This is a genomic window from Nocardioides sp. YIM B13467, assembly GCF_042788075.1.
In the GTDB taxonomy this organism is placed as follows: domain Bacteria; phylum Actinomycetota; class Actinomycetes; order Propionibacteriales; family Nocardioidaceae; genus Nocardioides.
Genome location: NZ_JBHZPJ010000046.1, coordinates 3,906,197 through 3,922,608, shown reverse-complemented (window position 1 = coordinate 3,922,608; position 16,412 = coordinate 3,906,197). Strand labels below are relative to the sequence as shown.

General features: G+C 69.7%; 16 protein-coding genes. 7 read left to right on the top strand and 9 right to left on the bottom strand.

Annotated features, from left to right (window positions below; genetic code table 11):
• Window positions 1–108 precede the first annotated feature (108 nt).
• Window positions 109–1,269, top strand: a complete 1,161-nt coding sequence (locus tag ACFX43_RS25970) for a glycosyltransferase family 4 protein (RefSeq protein WP_378838022.1) — start codon at window positions 109–111, stop codon at window positions 1,267–1,269.
• On the opposite strand, the gene ACFX43_RS25965 is transcribed toward ACFX43_RS25970, so the two are convergent.
• Both ACFX43_RS25965 and ACFX43_RS25960 read right to left on the bottom strand, forming a co-directional pair.
• Window positions 1,244–2,356, bottom strand: a complete 1,113-nt coding sequence (locus ACFX43_RS25965; protein WP_378838016.1) for an LOG family protein — start codon at window positions 2,354–2,356, stop codon at window positions 1,244–1,246. The two genes, ACFX43_RS25970 and ACFX43_RS25965, sit on opposite strands and share 26 nt — an antisense overlap.
• Window positions 2,357–2,374: 18 nt before the next feature.
• Window positions 2,375–3,253 carry an oxidoreductase gene (locus ACFX43_RS25960; protein ID WP_378838008.1) on the bottom strand — a complete coding sequence of 293 codons (879 nt, stop codon included), beginning with the start codon at window positions 3,251–3,253 and terminating at the stop codon, window positions 2,375–2,377.
• A gap of 72 nt (window positions 3,254–3,325) precedes the next feature.
• Between ACFX43_RS25960 and ACFX43_RS25955 the strand changes: the two genes are divergently transcribed.
• Window positions 3,326–3,919, top strand: coding sequence for a TetR/AcrR family transcriptional regulator (locus ACFX43_RS25955; RefSeq protein WP_378838005.1), 594 nt, complete (start codon window positions 3,326–3,328; stop codon window positions 3,917–3,919).
• The gene (locus tag ACFX43_RS25950) at window positions 3,920–4,510 is read left to right on the top strand and encodes a hypothetical protein (RefSeq protein WP_378838002.1); all 591 of its coding nucleotides are present in this window, start codon (window positions 3,920–3,922) and stop codon (window positions 4,508–4,510) included.
• A gap of 60 nt (window positions 4,511–4,570) precedes the next feature.
• On the opposite strand, the gene ACFX43_RS25945 is transcribed toward ACFX43_RS25950, so the two are convergent.
• From ACFX43_RS25945 to ACFX43_RS25930, 4 genes are all read right to left on the bottom strand, one after another.
• Window positions 4,571–5,443, bottom strand: coding sequence for a serine protein kinase RIO (locus ACFX43_RS25945; RefSeq protein WP_378837996.1), 873 nt, complete (start codon window positions 5,441–5,443; stop codon window positions 4,571–4,573).
• Between the two features lie 168 nt (window positions 5,444–5,611).
• Entirely contained in the window at window positions 5,612–6,919 is a 1,308-nt protein-coding gene (locus ACFX43_RS25940) for a hypothetical protein (RefSeq protein WP_378837992.1), read from the bottom strand.
• A gap of 57 nt (window positions 6,920–6,976) precedes the next feature.
• A complete protein-coding gene (locus ACFX43_RS25935) occupies window positions 6,977–8,356 on the bottom strand; it encodes an NAD(P)/FAD-dependent oxidoreductase (RefSeq protein WP_378837989.1) in 1,380 nt (459 codons plus the stop codon).
• Window positions 8,353–8,826 carry an Lrp/AsnC family transcriptional regulator gene (locus ACFX43_RS25930; RefSeq protein WP_008363265.1) on the bottom strand — a complete coding sequence of 158 codons (474 nt, stop codon included), beginning with the start codon at window positions 8,824–8,826 and terminating at the stop codon, window positions 8,353–8,355. The genes ACFX43_RS25935 and ACFX43_RS25930 overlap by 4 nt, the downstream gene beginning before the upstream one ends.
• Before the next feature lie 124 nt (window positions 8,827–8,950).
• Between ACFX43_RS25930 and ACFX43_RS25925 the strand changes: the two genes are divergently transcribed.
• Window positions 8,951–10,339, top strand: a complete 1,389-nt coding sequence (locus ACFX43_RS25925; RefSeq protein ID WP_378837983.1) for an NAD(P)/FAD-dependent oxidoreductase — start codon at window positions 8,951–8,953, stop codon at window positions 10,337–10,339.
• 118 nt (window positions 10,340–10,457) lie between these two features.
• On the opposite strand, the gene ACFX43_RS25920 is transcribed toward ACFX43_RS25925, so the two are convergent.
• The gene (locus ACFX43_RS25920; protein WP_168381104.1) at window positions 10,458–10,631 is read right to left on the bottom strand and encodes a hypothetical protein; all 174 of its coding nucleotides are present in this window, start codon (window positions 10,629–10,631) and stop codon (window positions 10,458–10,460) included.
• A gap of 17 nt (window positions 10,632–10,648) precedes the next feature.
• Here ACFX43_RS25920 and ACFX43_RS25915 point away from each other — a divergent pair, with 17 nt between their 5' ends.
• Window positions 10,649–11,263 carry a hypothetical protein gene (locus ACFX43_RS25915; protein WP_091049772.1) on the top strand — a complete coding sequence of 205 codons (615 nt, stop codon included), beginning with the start codon at window positions 10,649–10,651 and terminating at the stop codon, window positions 11,261–11,263.
• On the opposite strand, the gene ACFX43_RS25910 is transcribed toward ACFX43_RS25915, so the two are convergent.
• Window positions 11,234–11,878 carry a TetR/AcrR family transcriptional regulator gene (locus ACFX43_RS25910; RefSeq protein WP_378837973.1) on the bottom strand — a complete coding sequence of 215 codons (645 nt, stop codon included), beginning with the start codon at window positions 11,876–11,878 and terminating at the stop codon, window positions 11,234–11,236. The two genes, ACFX43_RS25915 and ACFX43_RS25910, sit on opposite strands and share 30 nt — an antisense overlap.
• A gap of 82 nt (window positions 11,879–11,960) precedes the next feature.
• Between ACFX43_RS25910 and ACFX43_RS25905 the strand changes: the two genes are divergently transcribed.
• Complete coding sequence (locus ACFX43_RS25905; protein ID WP_378837970.1) at window positions 11,961–13,388, top strand: amidase; 1,428 nt, start codon at window positions 11,961–11,963, stop codon at window positions 13,386–13,388.
• On the opposite strand, the gene ACFX43_RS25900 is transcribed toward ACFX43_RS25905, so the two are convergent.
• Window positions 13,375–14,763 (bottom strand): aspartate aminotransferase family protein, encoded by a 1,389-nt coding sequence (locus ACFX43_RS25900; protein WP_378837967.1) that lies wholly within the window; start codon window positions 14,761–14,763, stop codon window positions 13,375–13,377. The genes ACFX43_RS25905 and ACFX43_RS25900 overlap by 14 nt on opposite strands.
• Window positions 14,764–14,880: 117 nt before the next feature.
• On the opposite strand from ACFX43_RS25900, the gene ACFX43_RS25895 reads away from it, so the two are divergent.
• Window positions 14,881–16,323 carry an aminobutyraldehyde dehydrogenase gene (locus ACFX43_RS25895; RefSeq protein WP_378837963.1) on the top strand — a complete coding sequence of 481 codons (1,443 nt, stop codon included), beginning with the start codon at window positions 14,881–14,883 and terminating at the stop codon, window positions 16,321–16,323.
• The last annotated feature ends 89 nt before the right edge of the window (window positions 16,324–16,412 follow it).

Genomic DNA, 16,412 nt, shown 5'->3' with positions numbered 1-16,412 from the left:
CCGCCCGGACCATCTGTCGCCCGACACGGAGTTCTGGCCACGGGAGGTTCACCGACCCGTCAACCAAGTCGGGGGTCGCGTTGCCGGACTGCGCTCACGATCAGGAACATGAGCATCAGCCTCGATCGGGTCCCGCTGGTCGCCGCCAACTCAGAGCCGCTCCGTGTCCTCATCGTCACGGAGTCGTTCCTGCCCCAGGTCAACGGCGTGACGAACTCCGTACGCCGCGTCCTGGAGCATCTCGCGATCGACGGCCACACCGTCGAGGTCGTGGCCCCCACCGGGCCCACCGAGTACGCCGGGTTCCCGGTGACCCGGACCCGCGGCGCGACGTTCTGGGTCTACAAGGACTTCCGCGTCGGCCTGGAGACGCGGCGCAAGCTGCGCGCGGTGATGCGCCGGTTCAGCCCCGACGTCATCCACGTCGCCTCACCCGCGCTGCTCGGGCGGCAGGCGGTGCTGGTGGCCAAGGAGCTCGGCATCCCGAGCGTGGCGATCTACCAGACCGACCTGGTCGGCTTCTGGGACAAGTACAAGGCAGTCGGCGGCCCGCAGGCCGCGGCGATGCTCACCCGTCAGGCGCACTCGGCCGCCGACCGCACCCTGGCACCGAGCTCGTCGGCCCTCACTCAGCTCGAGGGCCTCGGCGTACAGCGCACCGGGCTGTGGCCGCGAGGCGTCGACGTCGAGCTGTTCCACCCGAGTCGCATCGACCACGACCTGCGCGCCCGGCTCGCGCCCAACGGGGAGACCATCGTCGGGTACGTCGGCCGCCTCGCCCAGGAGAAGGAGCTGCACCTGCTGGCTCCGCTCGCGCACAACCCGGCGTACAAGGTCGTGCTCGTCGGTGGCGGCCCGCAGGAGCGTGAGCTGCGGCACCTGCTCCCGAACGCGACCTTCATGGGCGTGCTGCAGGGGGAGGAGCTCGGGGCTGCGTACGCCTCCCTCGACGTGTTCGCGCACACCGGCTCCCACGAGACGTTCTGCCAGGCGGTCCAGGAGGCGCTCGCCTCCGGGGTCCCGGTCGTGGCGCCACGCTCGGGCGGGCCGCTGGACCTGGTCGCCGACGGCGTCACCGGGTTCTTCTACGAGCCCGGCAGCCGCGACGACCTCGCCTCCCACGTCGCGCTGCTCCACAACGACCCGCAGCTGCGGCTGCGGATGGGGCGCGAGGCCCGCAAGAGCGTCGCCCACAAGTCCTGGGGCGCGGTGAACGCCGCCCTGGTGGACCACTACCGCGACGTCATCCGGGCGCGCCGGCTGCGATGACGTCGAGGACCTCCTCCGCAGTGTCGACGAGGTGGATGTGGCCCTCCATCGCACGGCCACGGGCGAGGGCCTGAAGGAGCGGCCAGACCGGCAGCTCCTCGGTCCAGTAGCTGCGCCCGACCAGCACCATCGGCGCGAGCGCGCTCGTGTCGGCGTAGTAGTTCTCGCAGGCGTCCTGGAAGACCTCCTGCACGGTGCCGCCGGCACCGGGTAGGAAGACGATCCCGCCGTCGCAGACCTCCAGCAGCACTGCCTCGCGGGTGGCGTTGCGGAAGTACTTCGCGATGGCCCCGGCGAACACGTTGGGCGGTTCGTGCCCGTAGTGCCAGGTCGGGATCCCCAGCGACCTTCCGGGCCTGCCCTCGACCTGGTCGCGTACGCCGAGCGCCGCCTGTGCCCATGCCCGTATCGAGGGCCGGAACGACGGCACCGCGGCCAGCGACGCGAGCGCATCGTCCAGCACCGTCTTCGGCGCCCCGGCGAGGAAGGCGCCCAGGTTGGCGGCCTCCATCGCGCCCGGGCCGCCGCCGGTGGCGACGACATGAGAGCTCGCCAGGTGCTGGGCGAGGCGGGCGGCGGCCGCGTAGTCCTCCTCGCCCCTCCGCAGTGCGTGCCCGCCCATCATCCCGACGATCCGCGTCCCCTCGTCGCGTCGCGCGCGCACCCATGCCTCGAGCGCGGTGTCGATCGCGTGGTCGTGGAGGGTGATCGCGAGCTCGTCGTCGGCGTCGAGCGGCTGCTGCAGCCAGGCGTACGCTCTCGCGTCCAGGCTCCGCGCATAGACCGGGTTGTCGTAGAGCTCCTCGGCGGTGTAGAGCCGGGAGCGGTAGACGTCGACGGGTGCCTCCGGGATCACCGGCATCACCAGCGCGCCCTCGTCCTCGGCGTAGTCGCCGTCCCCGGGTGCGAAGGTGCACCCGAGGAAGGTGGCGCCGGCCAGCTCGGTCTCCCGCAGGGTCTCCGAACGCGAGCTCAGGTCCAGCGACCGCAGCCGCCATCCCTTCAGGCTCCCCGCCCCGGCCGCCAGATGCCCGTCGAGCTCCTCCACCGACTCGATGTCGACATGCCGTCCGCGGTGATGCTTCATACCGAGAAACCTACCGACTCACAGTGGCCAGGAGACTCCGGTCAGGCTCTCTGACTCGGTCCACAGCTTGCGGGCGAGCTCTGGGTCGGAGGCGACCGCGGTACGGCCGACGAGCGTCGGACTGCCGCGGTACTCACCGAGCCCGTCCGGCCCGACGTAGCTTCCCGGCGGAAGGTCCTGGCTGGCCGCGTACAGGGTCGGGAGGGCGCCTGCCTCCGCCGACTGCGCGACGACCCGGTTGCCGAGCGCCATGAGAGCGTGCTTGACCGGGTTGCCGGTGTGGCTCTGCAGGTTGGTCGCGGCGTAGCCCGGGTGGGCGGCGTACGCCCGGCGCCCGGTGCCCTCGAGACGACGCTGGAGCTCGAGGGTGAAGAGCAGGTTGGAGATCTTCGACTGCCCGTACGCCCGCTCCGTCCGGTAGTCGCGCCGCTCCCAGTTGAGGTCGTCGAGGTCGAAGCCGCCCCAGCGGTGGGCCGAGGAGGCGACCGTGACGACGCGGTCGGTGATGTGGGGGAGCAGCAGGTTGGTGAGCGCGAAGTGCCCCAGGTGGTTGGTGGCGAACTGGCTCTCGTAGCCGTCGGTGGTGAGGCGCTTGGGCACCATCATGATCCCGGCGTTGTTGATGAGTACGTCGATCTCACCCTCCCACTCGTCGGCGAAGTGCCGCACCGAGCTGAGGTCGGCCAGGTCGAGCGCCCGCACCTCGGCGCTGCCGCCGATCGTGGCGGCCACCTCCTCGCCGGCGGCGACGTTGCGTACGGCTAGGACGACGCGGGCGCCCTTCGCGCCCAGCTGGGTGGCGACGACGCGGCCCAGCCCGCTGGTCGCGCCGGTGACGATGACGGTGCGGCCCTCGAAGGACGGCAGCCGTTCGGAAGTCCACTTCTGTTCGGTCATGACACCAATCTAGGCGGTGTCAAGAATCTTGACAATGCCAATATCGGTCAAATCTCGATAAGGTGTGGACTGATGACCGAGACGATGACCCGCTACCACCACGGCGACCTGCGCGCCGCGGTGCTTCGCCGTGCGGAGGAGGTGCTGCGCGAGTCGGGCACCGACGCGCTCTCGCTGCGCGGCATCGCCCGCGATCTGGGCGTGAGCCACGCTGCGCCGAGCGCCCACTTCCGCGACAAGAACGCGCTCTTCGACGCGCTCGCGGTCGCCGGGTTCCGGCGGCTGGGCGAGGTGATGGACGCCGCGTTGGCGACCCGCGGTTCGCTGGCCGACGACCTGGTGACCTTCGCCTCGGCCTACCTGGAGTTCGCCACCGACAACCCGGCACTGCTCTCGGTGATGTTCGCGCGCAAGCACAGCGAGACCTCCGGCGCCGAGATCGCCGAGGCTGTCGCCGCCGCCTTCGCCCACCCCACCGCCCTGCTCACCGAGGGCCAGGCCCGTGGTGAGGTCGTCGACGGTGACCCCGAGGTCATCGGGGTCACCGTCCTGGCCGCCATCCAGGGCCTGGCCACCTTCGTCGGCTCGGGCTTCGTGACGCCCGAGCAGTCCCAGCGCATGCTGGAGGACGTCGTCGCCACCCTGATGCGCGGCCTGGCACGCTAGATGCGCCTTCTTCGCGCGGTGGCGGCACGCAGCGTACTGGTGGAAGTGGGGATCGGCATCGCGATCCTCTGCCCCCTCCTGCTGCTCGCAGGGCTTGTCATCCGGGCGAGCGTGGATGAGAGCAGACAAGCGGAGCGCGCGGTCGTCACGGACCAGAAGGCGCTCGAGGTCTGGCGTGACAAGCTCGAACCACACCTCGAGCAGATCAACTCGATCCCGACGCCTGACGGGCTCCGCTGGCCGGAGGATGCCACGGTGGACGAGTGCCGCGTCGACGAGTCGGACCACAATCTGGTCCAGGTTGGTGCCTGGTTCGTGTGGGAGGCGACCGAGGAGGTTGCCTTCGATGAGGTGAGCGAGGCGGGAGCTGCCGGATATGTCGAGATCCTCGACTACCTCGCCGACCACGGATGGCGGATCACCAAGCGGGAGAATCTGAACGGCATGGTCTCTGGTGCCAACCGTGACTTCGACTCCGCCGATCTGGAGCACCCCTCGGGCATTACGATCCGTACTCAGTTTCTCGGCAACTCGATCCTGGGGCACCTCTTCTTCGAGGGAGCCCCCAAGGTCTGCTCCGTCAGCCGCTGAACCGCCGCGCTGCGCTGCCAGGAGTACGTCATTGCGTACTCCTGGCAGCCCACGGCGGGCTCAGAAGGCGTGCGCCATCAGGTCGGCGTAGACCTCCTGCTCGTCGACCTCCAGGCCTCGGGCCTGGAACCACTTCGCGACGTTGGTGATGTCGCGGAGCAGGAAGTCGAAGCCCAGAGGGTTGCCGACCAGGTCGATGATCTGAGGAAGGTCGATGATCACGAGCCGGTCCTGCTGGGCCAGGATGTTGTACGGAGAGAGGTCACCGTGGACCAGGCCCGCCTGCACCATCGTGGCCAGGGCGTCGACGAGCCCGTCCCACCACATCTCCAGGACGTGGCGCTCCGGCCGGGTCTGGGCGAGCCGCGGCGCCGTCTCGAGCTCGCCGTTGCCGTCGTCGACCGCGATCCACTCCATCAGGATCTCGGTCCCGTCGATCTGGACCGGATAGGGGACCGGGAGACCGAGCTCCCAGCAGCGTACGAGCGCGTTCCACTCGGCGTTGGCCCACTCGGCCTTGGCGACCTCGCGGCCGAAGGTCGAGCCCTTCTTCAGCGCGCGCTCGTCACGAGAGCGCTTGACCGAACGGCCCTCGGTGTAGGTCGCGGCCCGGTGGAAGGTGCGATGGTCGGTGTCGCGGTAGCGCTTGGCGACCATCAGCGCCTCGTGCTCAGGGAAGAGCGGGTCGGCCCGTACGACCAGGAAGGCGTCGGCCTCCTTGCCGGTCTTGAGGATGCCGAGCTCGGTGTCGATGGCGCCCTGAGAGGTCACCACCCAGTCCGGGCGTGGCTCCGGCCCACGGGAGAGCGGCTCCACGGAGAGCCAGGTGGACCAGCGTTGTCCGTCGTCCAGGTCGTCGTAGGCCTGGAAGTCGAAGATGAAATTCGAGTCGATCCCCTGGAGAGGATCAGCGGAGATGTTCTCCTGAGTCACTTCGGGTGCTCCTGATACGAGAGATGTGGTCTGTGGGCAGGCACAGGACAACGACAGTCATGGTCTGCTCCTCTCGATCAGGGGCGCCTCGTGGACGAGGACGCCGGTCGCGCTCCATGGTGGAGGACCGCGACCGGCGTACGCAACAGGTTTATTCGGACGGGCCGGCTACGGCGAGACGAGCCACATGTCGTCGCTGCCCACGACCAGCACCCGGCCGTCGTCGAGCCCATGGGCGACCGATCCCCACGGCGCGGCGAGTTTCGCCGAGACCTCACCGGACGCGGCGTCGATGAAGGAGTGCGTGTAGGACGGTACGTCGCGCCCGATCGCGAGGGCGGCCAGCGGTTCCGGGGCGTTGTCGTACAGGTCGACGATCGGACCGCTGACCTGGACGCCGGGGTAGATCTTCGTCGTCTTGTCGAGTGCCGCACGCGAGGTCCTGTTCAGCTTCTCGGTCCACAGCTTCTTCCCGGTAGTGGGGGAGTACGCCACGATCTGATCGGTCAACGTCAGCACGACCGCGTCGGGCGTCGGCGCCAGATCGGTCCGTTCCGCGTCCGAGGCGGGCTCGGCATCGATGCTGAAGCTTGTGGCCTTCCTACCCTCGAGATCCGTGGTGACGACGTCGTAGGCGCCAGCGGTGCGGTTGGTGAGGTAGATGCGGTCGGTGAAGACGTCGACGTAGGGGAACCCGAGGTCGGGGCAGGCCGTCGCGGTCCTCCAGGCCGGTTCGCCCGCACGGGTGGCGGTGAAGGTGCACGTGCCGTCGACGCGGTCGACGCCGACGAGGAGGTCACCGACCTGGGCCGCGACATGGTCGTCCATGAGCGCGATCGGTTCGCCCACGGGCTTGCCGTCGCGCACCTCGCGGACGGTGTGCGTCTTCGGGTCGAGGTCGGTCGCGAACGCCGGGATGCGACGTACGCGGCTGTCGTCGGTCGTGCCGTGGCCGATGGATGCCGGCGCCTGGAGGTCCGGCGAGCGCCGTTGGACGGCGGCGGAGGTCTCCTCGCCCGAGGCGTCGAAGCGGACCGTCGAGCACACCTTCCTCGCGCACACGACCGTGTCGAGCGCTCCGTCGGGGCTGATCGCGAGCGGGTTGTGCAGGTCGTCGAACCTGCGCTGCCACATCTGCTCGCCGTCGCGGTCCAGCATGGTGATCTGTCCGATCGAGACGACCGCGACGTGGCCGCCGTCGCCTACGTATGCCCAGGTGCCGTCCAGATTCTCCTCGGCGACGGTCGTCCCGTCGGCGAGGTCACGAATGGTGAGCAGGCTGTCGCCGTAGGTGTAGATCCGGTCGTTCACGACGACCGACTCGTGGGACCCCTGCTCCACCTCCGCGTGCCACACGACGTCGCCGGCCATCAGGTCATGGGCTCGCCAGTGCCCGATCCCGACGAGCAGGGCCGCGACACCGGCCAGCGAACCTACTGCGATGAGCGCCTTCTTTGCGCGCGACGACACAGCCATGTTTCCCCCGAGGTATGGACCGACGTGGGCAGCGTAGCGCCCGGCCCCGAGGACGGGTCAGTGACCGCCGACGAGCGGAGCGACGGCCCGGGCGACCAGAGAGCCCCTGCCGGTGGCGGTCTCCTCGGCGTCGGCCATGGTCATCGCGCGCAGACCGACGTTGACGCCGAGCCAGCGCAGCGGCTCCGGCTCCCAGCGCGGTGAGACGTGACCGACCCAGGGGAGAGCGGTGAGATCGGAATCGGTGCCGAGGACCAGGTCGCGCAGCGTACGGCCGGCGAGGTTGGTGGTCGCGACGCCGTCGCCGACGTAACCGCCGGCGTGCGCGAGGCCGCTGGCGGGGTCGTAGCCGACCGAGGCGTGCCAGTCGCGCGGGATGCCGAGCACGCCTCCCCATCGGTGGGTGACCTTGTGGCCGCGTACGGCTGGGAACATCTCGATCAGGGTCGCCAGCAGGCGACGGTGGGTGCGCATGTCGGAGGCATCCGCGTGGGTGATCTTCGACCCGAACGAGTACGGAGCGCCCCGGCCGCCGAAGACCAGCCGGTCGTCCGCGGTGCGCTGCCCGTAGATCAGCAGGTGTCGGCCGTCGGAGAACGTCTCGCGCTCCTCGAGGCCGATGCTCGACCAGACCAGGTCGGAGAGCGGTTCGGTGGCGATGATGAGGGAGCGCACCGGGATGACCTCGCGCTCGAGGCCGGCCAGCGTCGGGGTGTAGCCCTCGGTGGCGCGTACGACGACGTCGGCGGTGACCACGTCACGCTCGGTTCGCACCTGGTGCGGCTCGATCGCGGTGCCCCGGGTCTGCTCGTAGATCGTGACACCGCGGGCCTCCACGGCTCGGGCCAGGCCGCGGACGAGCTTGGCGGGATGGAGCGCGGCGCAGTCGGGGGTGTAGGTCGCACCGAGGGTGCTGGTCGCGGCGAGCCGCTTCTCGGCAGCGGCCCGGTCCAGCAGGGAGATCTCGGCGTCACCGAGCCCCCAGGAGCGGGCGTGCTCGACCTCGGCCCGGGCGCGCTCGAGCTGGGCGGCCGTACGGGCCACCACGACAGTGCCGCCCTTCGCGATGTCTGCCTCGATGCCCTCCGCCTCGGCGACCCGGATGACCTCGTCGACGGTTGCCCGCATCGCCCGGTCCTGGGCGAGCGCGGCCTCCCGGCTGGAGCCCGCGGCCACCTTGTCGAGCGAGGCGGGGAAGAGGGCCGAGCACCAGCCGCCGTTGCGGCCCGAGGCCCCGAACCCGGCGACCTCGGCCTCGAGGACGGCAATCTTCAGGTCGGGCCTCGCCTCGGCCAGGTAGTAGGCCGTCCACAGACCGGTGTAGCCCGCACCCACGATCGCGACGTCGACCTCGATGTCGCCCATCAGCGCCGGCCGCGGCTCCCAGGTGTCGCCGGCGGTCTCGTGCCACAGGCTGATCTCGGGGTAGTTGCTCACCTCACGCCCCAGGCGTAAGTCTGCTTGTGCAGGTGGAGGTACATGAACGTCTCGGTGCTCACCACGCCCTCGATGGCGCGGATCTTGCTGGAGACCAGGTTGAGCAGGGCCTCGTCGCTCTCGGCGACGACTTCCACGAGCAGGTCGTAGGAGCCGGCGGTGATGACGATGTAGTCGACCTCGTCGAGCTTGCCGAGCTCGTCGGCGATCCCCTCGATCGGTCCGGAGGTGCGTACGCCGATCATGGCCTGCCGCGCGAAGCCGAGCTCGAGCGGGTCGGTGACGGCGACGACCTGCATGACGCCGCTGTCGACGAGGCGCTGCACGCGCTGCCGCACCGCGGCCTCGCTCAGGCCGACCTCCTTGCCGATCGCGGCATAGCTGCGCCGCCCGTCCTGCTGGAGCTGCTCGATGATCAGCTTGTTGACCTCGTCGAGGTGAGCGCCCCCGTTGCGCTTGCGAGTGGTCATGGCACCCAGTCAACCTGTTTGCCGTGGCCAGATGCAACGAAATCCGTCGTGTGTAACGAACAATTTCCATGATTCCGTACATTGTGTGTGGCTGAAGGCCTCTGAAGTTGTCATAGTGGGCGTCGTGAACCATGTCTCGCTGACCGATGCGAAGCCCGCCGTCTACTGGCTGGACGACCCTGCGAAGCCAGCGCCGCTGCCGCCTCTGCTCGGGGTGGCGTCGGCGGATCTGGTGGTCGTCGGAGGCGGATACTCGGGGCTGTGGACGGCACTGCTGGCCCGCGAGCGGTTTCCGTCGTGGTCGGTGGTGCTGCTGGAGGCCGGGCAGTGCGGGGACCAGGCATCGGGCCGCAACGGTGGCTTCGCCGAGGCGTCGTTGACCCACGGCTTCTGGAACGGTCTGGAGCGCTGGCCCGACGAGCTCGCGACCCTGGACCGGCTCGGCCAGCAGAATCTCGACGAGATGGCCGCGACCATCCAGGAGCACAGCATCGACTGCGACTGGCAGCTCACCGGCGCGCTGAACGTCGCCACCCGTCCGCACGAGGTCGACGACCTCGCCGAGTGGTCGACCGCGCTGACCGAGCACGGCATCAAGCACCGGCTCCTGGACGAGACCGGCGTGCGGGACGAGCTCCGCTCGCCGACCTACCTCGGTGGGTTGGAGGTGGTCGGTGACACGGCCACGATCGAGCCGGCGCGGCTCGCCTGGGGGCTGCGGCAGGCCTGTCTGGACGCGGGTGTGGTGATCCATGAAGGCTCCGCGGTCACCGGTCTCGAGCGTGACGGCTCTGGGATGCGGGTCTCGGCGATCGCGGGGTCGGTCCGGGCCGGGCGGGTGGCACTGGCCACCAACGCCTTCCCGCCGCTGCTGCGGAGACTGCGGATGATGACGGTGCCGGTCTACGACTACGTACTCACGACCGAGCCGCTCTCCGCCGCGCAGATGGATGCCATCGGCTGGGTGAACCGGCAGGGCGTCAGCGACTCCGCCAACCACTTCCACTACTACCGCCTGACCAGGGACAACCGGATCCTGTGGGGCGGCTACGACGCGATCTACCACTTCGGCTCGAAGATCTCACCGGAGCTGGAGACCGGCGCCACCCACGACAAGCTGGCCGGCCACTTCTTCGAGACCTTCCCGCAGCTCGAGGGACTGCGCTTCACCCACCGCTGGGCCGGAATCATCGACACCTGCACCCGCTTCTCGGCGTTCTTCGGCAAGGCGTACGCCGGGCGGGTCGCCTACGCCCTCGGCTACACCGGTCTAGGCGTCGGAGCCACCCGCTTCGGTGCCCAGGTGATGCTCGACCTCCTCAGCGGAGAGCAGACGGAACGTACGTCGCTGGAGATGGTGCGCTCCAAGCCGCTGCCGTTCCCTCCCGAGCCTGCCCGGTACGCCGGCATCTCGATGATGGTCCGTTCGCTCGGCAAGGCCGACGCCAACGGCGGCCGTCGCGACCTGTTCCTGCGGACGATGGACCGGCTCGGGCTCGGCTTCGACTCCTAGCGGCGAGTCACTCGAACCTCATCCGTCACGGCGTACAGGCAATTCCTGCGCTTCTCGGGTGTTGCATTGCCTGATAAGTGTAGGGATACCCGGTTAACCGGGTATCCCTACACCGGGCTCAGGCAGCGTCCTGCGCCGCCGCGACCCGCTCGCGGAGCTTGGCGTGGATCTCCTCCGGCGTGCGCTGCGTACGCTGGCGGTGGTTGCGCGCGATGATGACGCCTGTCGCGGTGACTCCGGCCAGTCCGGCGAGACCGACGATCTTCCACACGCGTGCACTGCCGAAACTCATAGGACCCCCTGCTCACGATGTCTGATGACACCACTATCTCCCTTGCCGACGCCGTGGACCAGACCCGCACCGGTGATCTGTGGCTCTTCCGCGGGCGTTCGGTCGCTGACCGAGCGATCCGGATGCTCAGCAACGCCCCGGTCAACCATGTCGGGATGGCGGTGGTGCTCGATGACCTGCCGCCGCTGATGTGGCATGCCGAGCTCGGCAAGGGGCTGCTCGATCTCTATACCGGCACCCACCACCGTGGCGTACAGCTCCATGATCTGCGTGCCGCGGTCGAGCAGTGGGCGGGGCGCTACGAGCAGCAGGTCTGGCTGCGCCAGCTGACCGCCGACATCGACCGCCCTCGCGAGGACGCACTGCTCCGGACGATCGCCCGGCTCGACGGCACCCCGTTCCCCTCGACCGCTGCCCTGGCCGGACGCTGGGCGCGGGGGAGGGTGCGCTCGAAGGCTGGGCTCGAGCAGGTCTTCTGTGCCGAGGTCGTCGCTGCGACCTACCAGGAGATGGGCCTGCTCGACGACGAGCGCCCGACCAACTACTACGACCCGGGTCGCTTCTGGTCCGGCGACCACCTGACCCTGCAGGACGGCGCCGTCCTAGGTAGTGAGGTACGCGTCGTCGGCTGAACCGCGGCCTGCGAGGCGAAGGGCGAGCGAGACCTCGCCGCTCTCGACCAGGGTGCCGATGACGAGGGCACGGAGCCCGCGAAGCAGTACGTCGGGGTCGACGAGGTCGGGGGCTGCGAGGGCGTGCAGCAGGTAGCCGTGCACCAGGGCGAGCACGGAGTCGGGGTCGGTCCGGGTCGCGCCCGCCACGGTCGCCGCGCGGTCCGCGACGGCACGGCCGGCGGAGAGCGCCTCGGCCACCACCGGGCGGAACTGCGGCTCGCGGGCGGCGTGGAGCAACCCCTCGAGGAAGGCGAGCGAGTCGGTCGGCGGGGACATCAGCGCCGCGGCGAACGCCTCGGCCATCGCGTCGGTGCCGGACTCCGTCGCGGCGAGCTCGTCGGCGAGCGTACGCAGCCGGGCGACGTCCTCGGCGACGCCCGTGCGCATCGCTTCGGCCGCCAGGTCCGTGATCGAGTCGAAGAAGTAGCCGACGGTGGCCAGCGGCAGCCCGGCGCGCTCGGTCACGGCCCGATGGGTGACCCCGGCCATGCCCTTCTCGGCGGCCACCTCGATCGTGGCGCGGACGAGGGCGTCGCGTCGCTGCCTGGCGCTGTCACCGTGCCGTCGCTTCATGGGCAGAGTGTTTCACGCGAGCCGGCAAGAAGTCTGGAAGATCTTCTAGACATTTTGGAGCCGATCCAGCACGCTGTCCGACATGACCGCACCCGTCCGCGTACACGCCTTCACCGACGATGCCCTCGGCGACCACGACGCCGTCGAGCTCGCCCGCCTCATCCGGGCGGGAGAGCTGAGCGCGGCTGAGGTCGAGGCGGCGGCGGTCACCCGGCTGCGGCAGGTGGCCCCGGGGCTGCACGCGATGGCGTACGAGGCCTACGACGCGCCCCGTCGCGCGGACGCCGACAACGGCCTGCTCCATGGTGTGCCGACCCTGCTCAAGGACAACACCGACCTGCTCGGGATGCCGACGAACCACGGGTCGGAGGCGTTCCGGGCGCGTCCGGCCACACACGACGGGCGATACACAACCCAGTTCCTCAGCGCCGGGGTGACGGTGCTGGGCAAGAGCCGGATGCCCGAGTTCGGGCTGAACGCGACCACCGAGTTCCGAAGCGGGCCGCCGACACCGAACCCCTGGAACACGCGTCACTCCGTCGGGGCGTCCTCCGGCGGCGCAGCGGCGCTGGTCTCCGCCGGAGCCGTGCCGATCGCGCACGCCAACGACGGCGGCGGCTCCATCCGGATCCCGGCCGCGGCCGCCGGACTGGTCGGGCTCAAGCCCAGCCGCGGCCGGCACATCGACGGCGAGATGGCCCGCACCCTCCCGATCAACATGGTCAGTGAGGGGGTGGTGACGCGTACGGTCCGCGACACCGCCACCTTCCACGCCGCGCTCGAGCGGCACTGGCGCAACCCGGCGCTGCCGCCCCTCGGGCTCGTCGAGGGCCCCGCGCGGCGGCGGCTCCGGGTCGCGATGATCATCGAGTCGGTGACCGACGCCGTCGTGGACGCGCCGACGAAGGCGGCCGTGGAGCGCACCGCGACCCTGCTGGAGGAGCAGGGCCACAGCGTCGAGCCGGTCCCGATCCCCGTCGACGCGCGCTTCGGCGACGACTTCCTCAGCTACTGGGGTCTGCTCGCCTTCCTCGCCGGCAACCTGGGCCGCCTGACCATCGACCGGACGCTCGACACCGGCCGCCTCGACGGTCTCACCGACGGCCTGCGTCACGCCTTCGTCTCCGGCGGCTGGCGCCGGACCCCGACCGCACTGCTACGCCTGCGACGGGCCGCGGCGGCGTACGCCTCCGTCTTCGACCACCACGACGTGGTCCTGTGCCCGGTCGTCGCCGGTGTCACCCCGCCGCTGGGTCATCTCTCCCCGAACGTGCCGTTCGAGGAGCTCGTCGACCGGCTCCTTCGCCACGTCGCGTTCACCCCGCTTCAGAACATCACCGGTGCGCCGGCGATCTCGCTGCCGATGGGGCTCAGCGAGGAGGGGCTGCCGATCGGGGTCCAGCTCTCCGCGGCGTACGGCGACGAGCGGACCCTCCTCGAGCTCGCCTATGCCCTCGAGGAGCAGTCGCCGTGGCCGCGGATCCAAGACGGGCAGATCACAGCATCGTAGAGGCCTTCTTCAGCACCCGGCGCAGGATCTGCTCCATCTCGTCGAACTCGGCCTGGCCCACGGTGAGGGGCGGGGAGAGCTGGATGACCGGCTCACCACGGTCGTCGGCGCGGCAGTAGAGGCCCTCGGACCACAGCGCCTTGGAGACGTACCCGTAGAGGATCCGCTCGCACTCCTCCTCGGTGAAGGTCTCCTTGGTCTCGCGGTCCTTGACCAGCTCGATGCCGTAGAAGTAGCCGGTGCCGCGCACGTCGCCGACGACCGGCAGGTCCTTCAGCTTCGACAGCGTGGCCAGGAAGGCGTCCTCGTTGCGGCGTACGTTGCCGAGCAGGTCCTCGGCCTCGAAGAGGTCGAGGTTGGCCATCGCCACCGCGGTGGAGACGGGGTGACCGCCGAAGGTGTAGCCGTGGTAGAAGGTCTCCTCGCCGGTGAGGAACGGCTCCATCAGCCGGTCGGAGATGATCGTGGCGCCCAGCGGCGCGTAGCCCGAGGTCAGCCCCTTGGCGGAGGTGATCATGTCGGGGACGTAGCCGAACCGCTCGCAGCCGAACATCGTCCCCAGTCGCCCGTAGGCGCAGATGACCTCGTCGGAGACGAGCAGCACGTCGTACTCGTCGCAGATCTCCCGCACCCGCTGGAAGTAGCCCGGGGGAGGCGGGAAGCAGCCGCCCGAGTTCTGCACCGGCTCCAGGAAGACCGCGGCGACGGTGTCGGGGCCCTCGGCGCGGATCACGACCTCGATCTGGTCGGCGCACCAGCGTCCGAACGCCTCCGGGTCGCTCCCGTCCATCAGCCCGCCGGTGATCTCCGAGGCCCGGTAGATGTTGGTGTTCGGCACCCGGAAGGTCGAGGGGACCAGCGGCTCGAACGGCGCCTTGATGTCCGCCAGACCGGTGATCGACAGCGCCCCGTGCGTCGTGCCGTGGTAGGCGATGTTGCGCCCGATCACCTTGTGCTTGCCCGGCTTTCCCCGCAGCTTGAAGTAGTTCTTGGCGAGCTTCCACGCGGTCTCGACGGCCTCGGAGCCGGAGTTGGTGAAGAAGACCCGGTTGAGGTCGCCGGGGGCCAGTGAGGCCAGTCGCGCGGCCAGCTCGATCGCCGGCTCGTGCGCGTAGGACCACAGCGGGTGGAAGGCCAGCTGCTTGGCCTGCTCCGCGCCCGCGTCGGCGAGCTCCGCGCGCCCGTGGCCGACCTGGGAGACGAAGAGCCCCGCGAGACCGTCGAGGTAGCGGTTGCCCTCGATGTCGTAGATGTAGGCGCCCTCACCCCTGGCGATGATCGGCACGTCGGCCTCTGCGTAGCTCGAATGCCGCGTGAAGTGCATCCAGAGATGGTCCTTGGCGTCGCGCTGCAGCTGCTCGTAGTTGCCGGTCATGGCTCAATGGTCACCCAACGCATCTCGCTTTCGCAAGCGAATCAGTAGCAAACCATCAATTCCACTTCGGATTCGGTTGTGACATCCCTGTTACAGGAAGGAGTTAGTCTCTACCGCATGGCTGACCAGACCTTCAGGAACGTGATCGGCGGCGAGCTGCGCGAGGCCGCCGACGCCGCGACGTACGACGTCGTCGACCCCGCCACCGGCGAGGTCTACGCGCAGGCCGCGATGTCGGGGGAGGCCGACGTCGACCAGGCGTACGCCGCCGCCGCATCGGCCTTCGAGACCTGGGGCGAGACCACGCCCCAGGAGCGCAGCCTGGCTCTGCTCCGGATCGCCGACGCGATGGAGGCCCGTGCCGAGGAGCTGACCGCCGTGGAGGTCAAGGACACCGGCAAGCCGTTCCAGCTGACCCTGGAGGAGGAACTGCCGCCGACGATCGACCACTTCCGCTTCTTCGCGGGCGCCGCGCGGACTCTGGAGGGGAAGAGTGCAGGCGAATACCTACCGGACCACACCTCCTGGATCCGTCGCGAGCCGATCGGCGTGATCGGGCAGGTCACGCCATGGAACTACCCGCTCGCGATGATGTCGTGGAAGATCGCTCCGGCCCTGGCCGCCGGCAACACGGTCGTCCTCAAGCCCTCCGACACCACCCCGGCCAGCTCCGCGCTCCTTGCCGAGATCGCCCAGGAGTTCCTGCCACCGGGCGTGCTCAACCTCGTCACCGGCGACCGCGACACCGGCCGCGCGCTGATCCGGCACAAGACGCCCCAGATGGTCGCCATCACCGGCTCGGTGCGCGCCGGCATGGAGGTCGCCGCGACGGCAGCGCAGGACGTCAAGCGCGTCCACCTCGAGCTGGGCGGCAAGGCGCCGGTCATCGTCTTCGACGACGCCGACATCGACAAGGCGGCCGCCGGCATCGCCGCGGCGGGCTACTTCAACGCCGGCCAGGACTGCACGGCCGCGACCCGGGTGCTGGTGCAGGAAGGCATCCACGACGAGTTCGTCGCGGCACTCGCCGAGGCGGCCCGCAACACCACCGTCGGCCTCCCTGCCGACAACACCGACGTGGGCGCGCTCAACAACCCCGGCCAGCTCGCCCGCGTCAAGGGCATGGTCGACCGCCTCCCGGACCACGCCACGATCGCGGCCGGCGGCGCGCCGGCACGGGTGGAGGGCGGTGAGAACGGCTACTTCTACCAGCCCACGGTCCTGGCCGGACTCCGCCAGGACGACGAGCAGATCCAGCAGGAGATCTTCGGTCCGGTGATCACCGTGCAGCGGTTCGCCGACGAGGCCGAGGCGCTCAGATGTGCCAACGACGTCGACTACGGCCTCGGGTCGAGCGTGTGGACCAAGGACCACGCCACCGCCCTGCGGGTCAGCAAGCGCCTCGACTTCGGTGTGGTGTGGATCAACACCCACATCCCCTACATCTCCGAGATGCCCCACGGCGGCTTCAAGCACTCCGGCTACGGCAAGGACCTCTCCGTCTACGGGTTCGAGGACTACACCCGGATCAAGCACGTGATGTCGTTCATCGGCGAGTAATCCGCTAGACAAACGTGTGAGCGTGCGACCCTCGATGTGCGGGCCGATGGCGTCCGTGAAAGCATCGAGCGCCGTTTCGCGTACCTCCG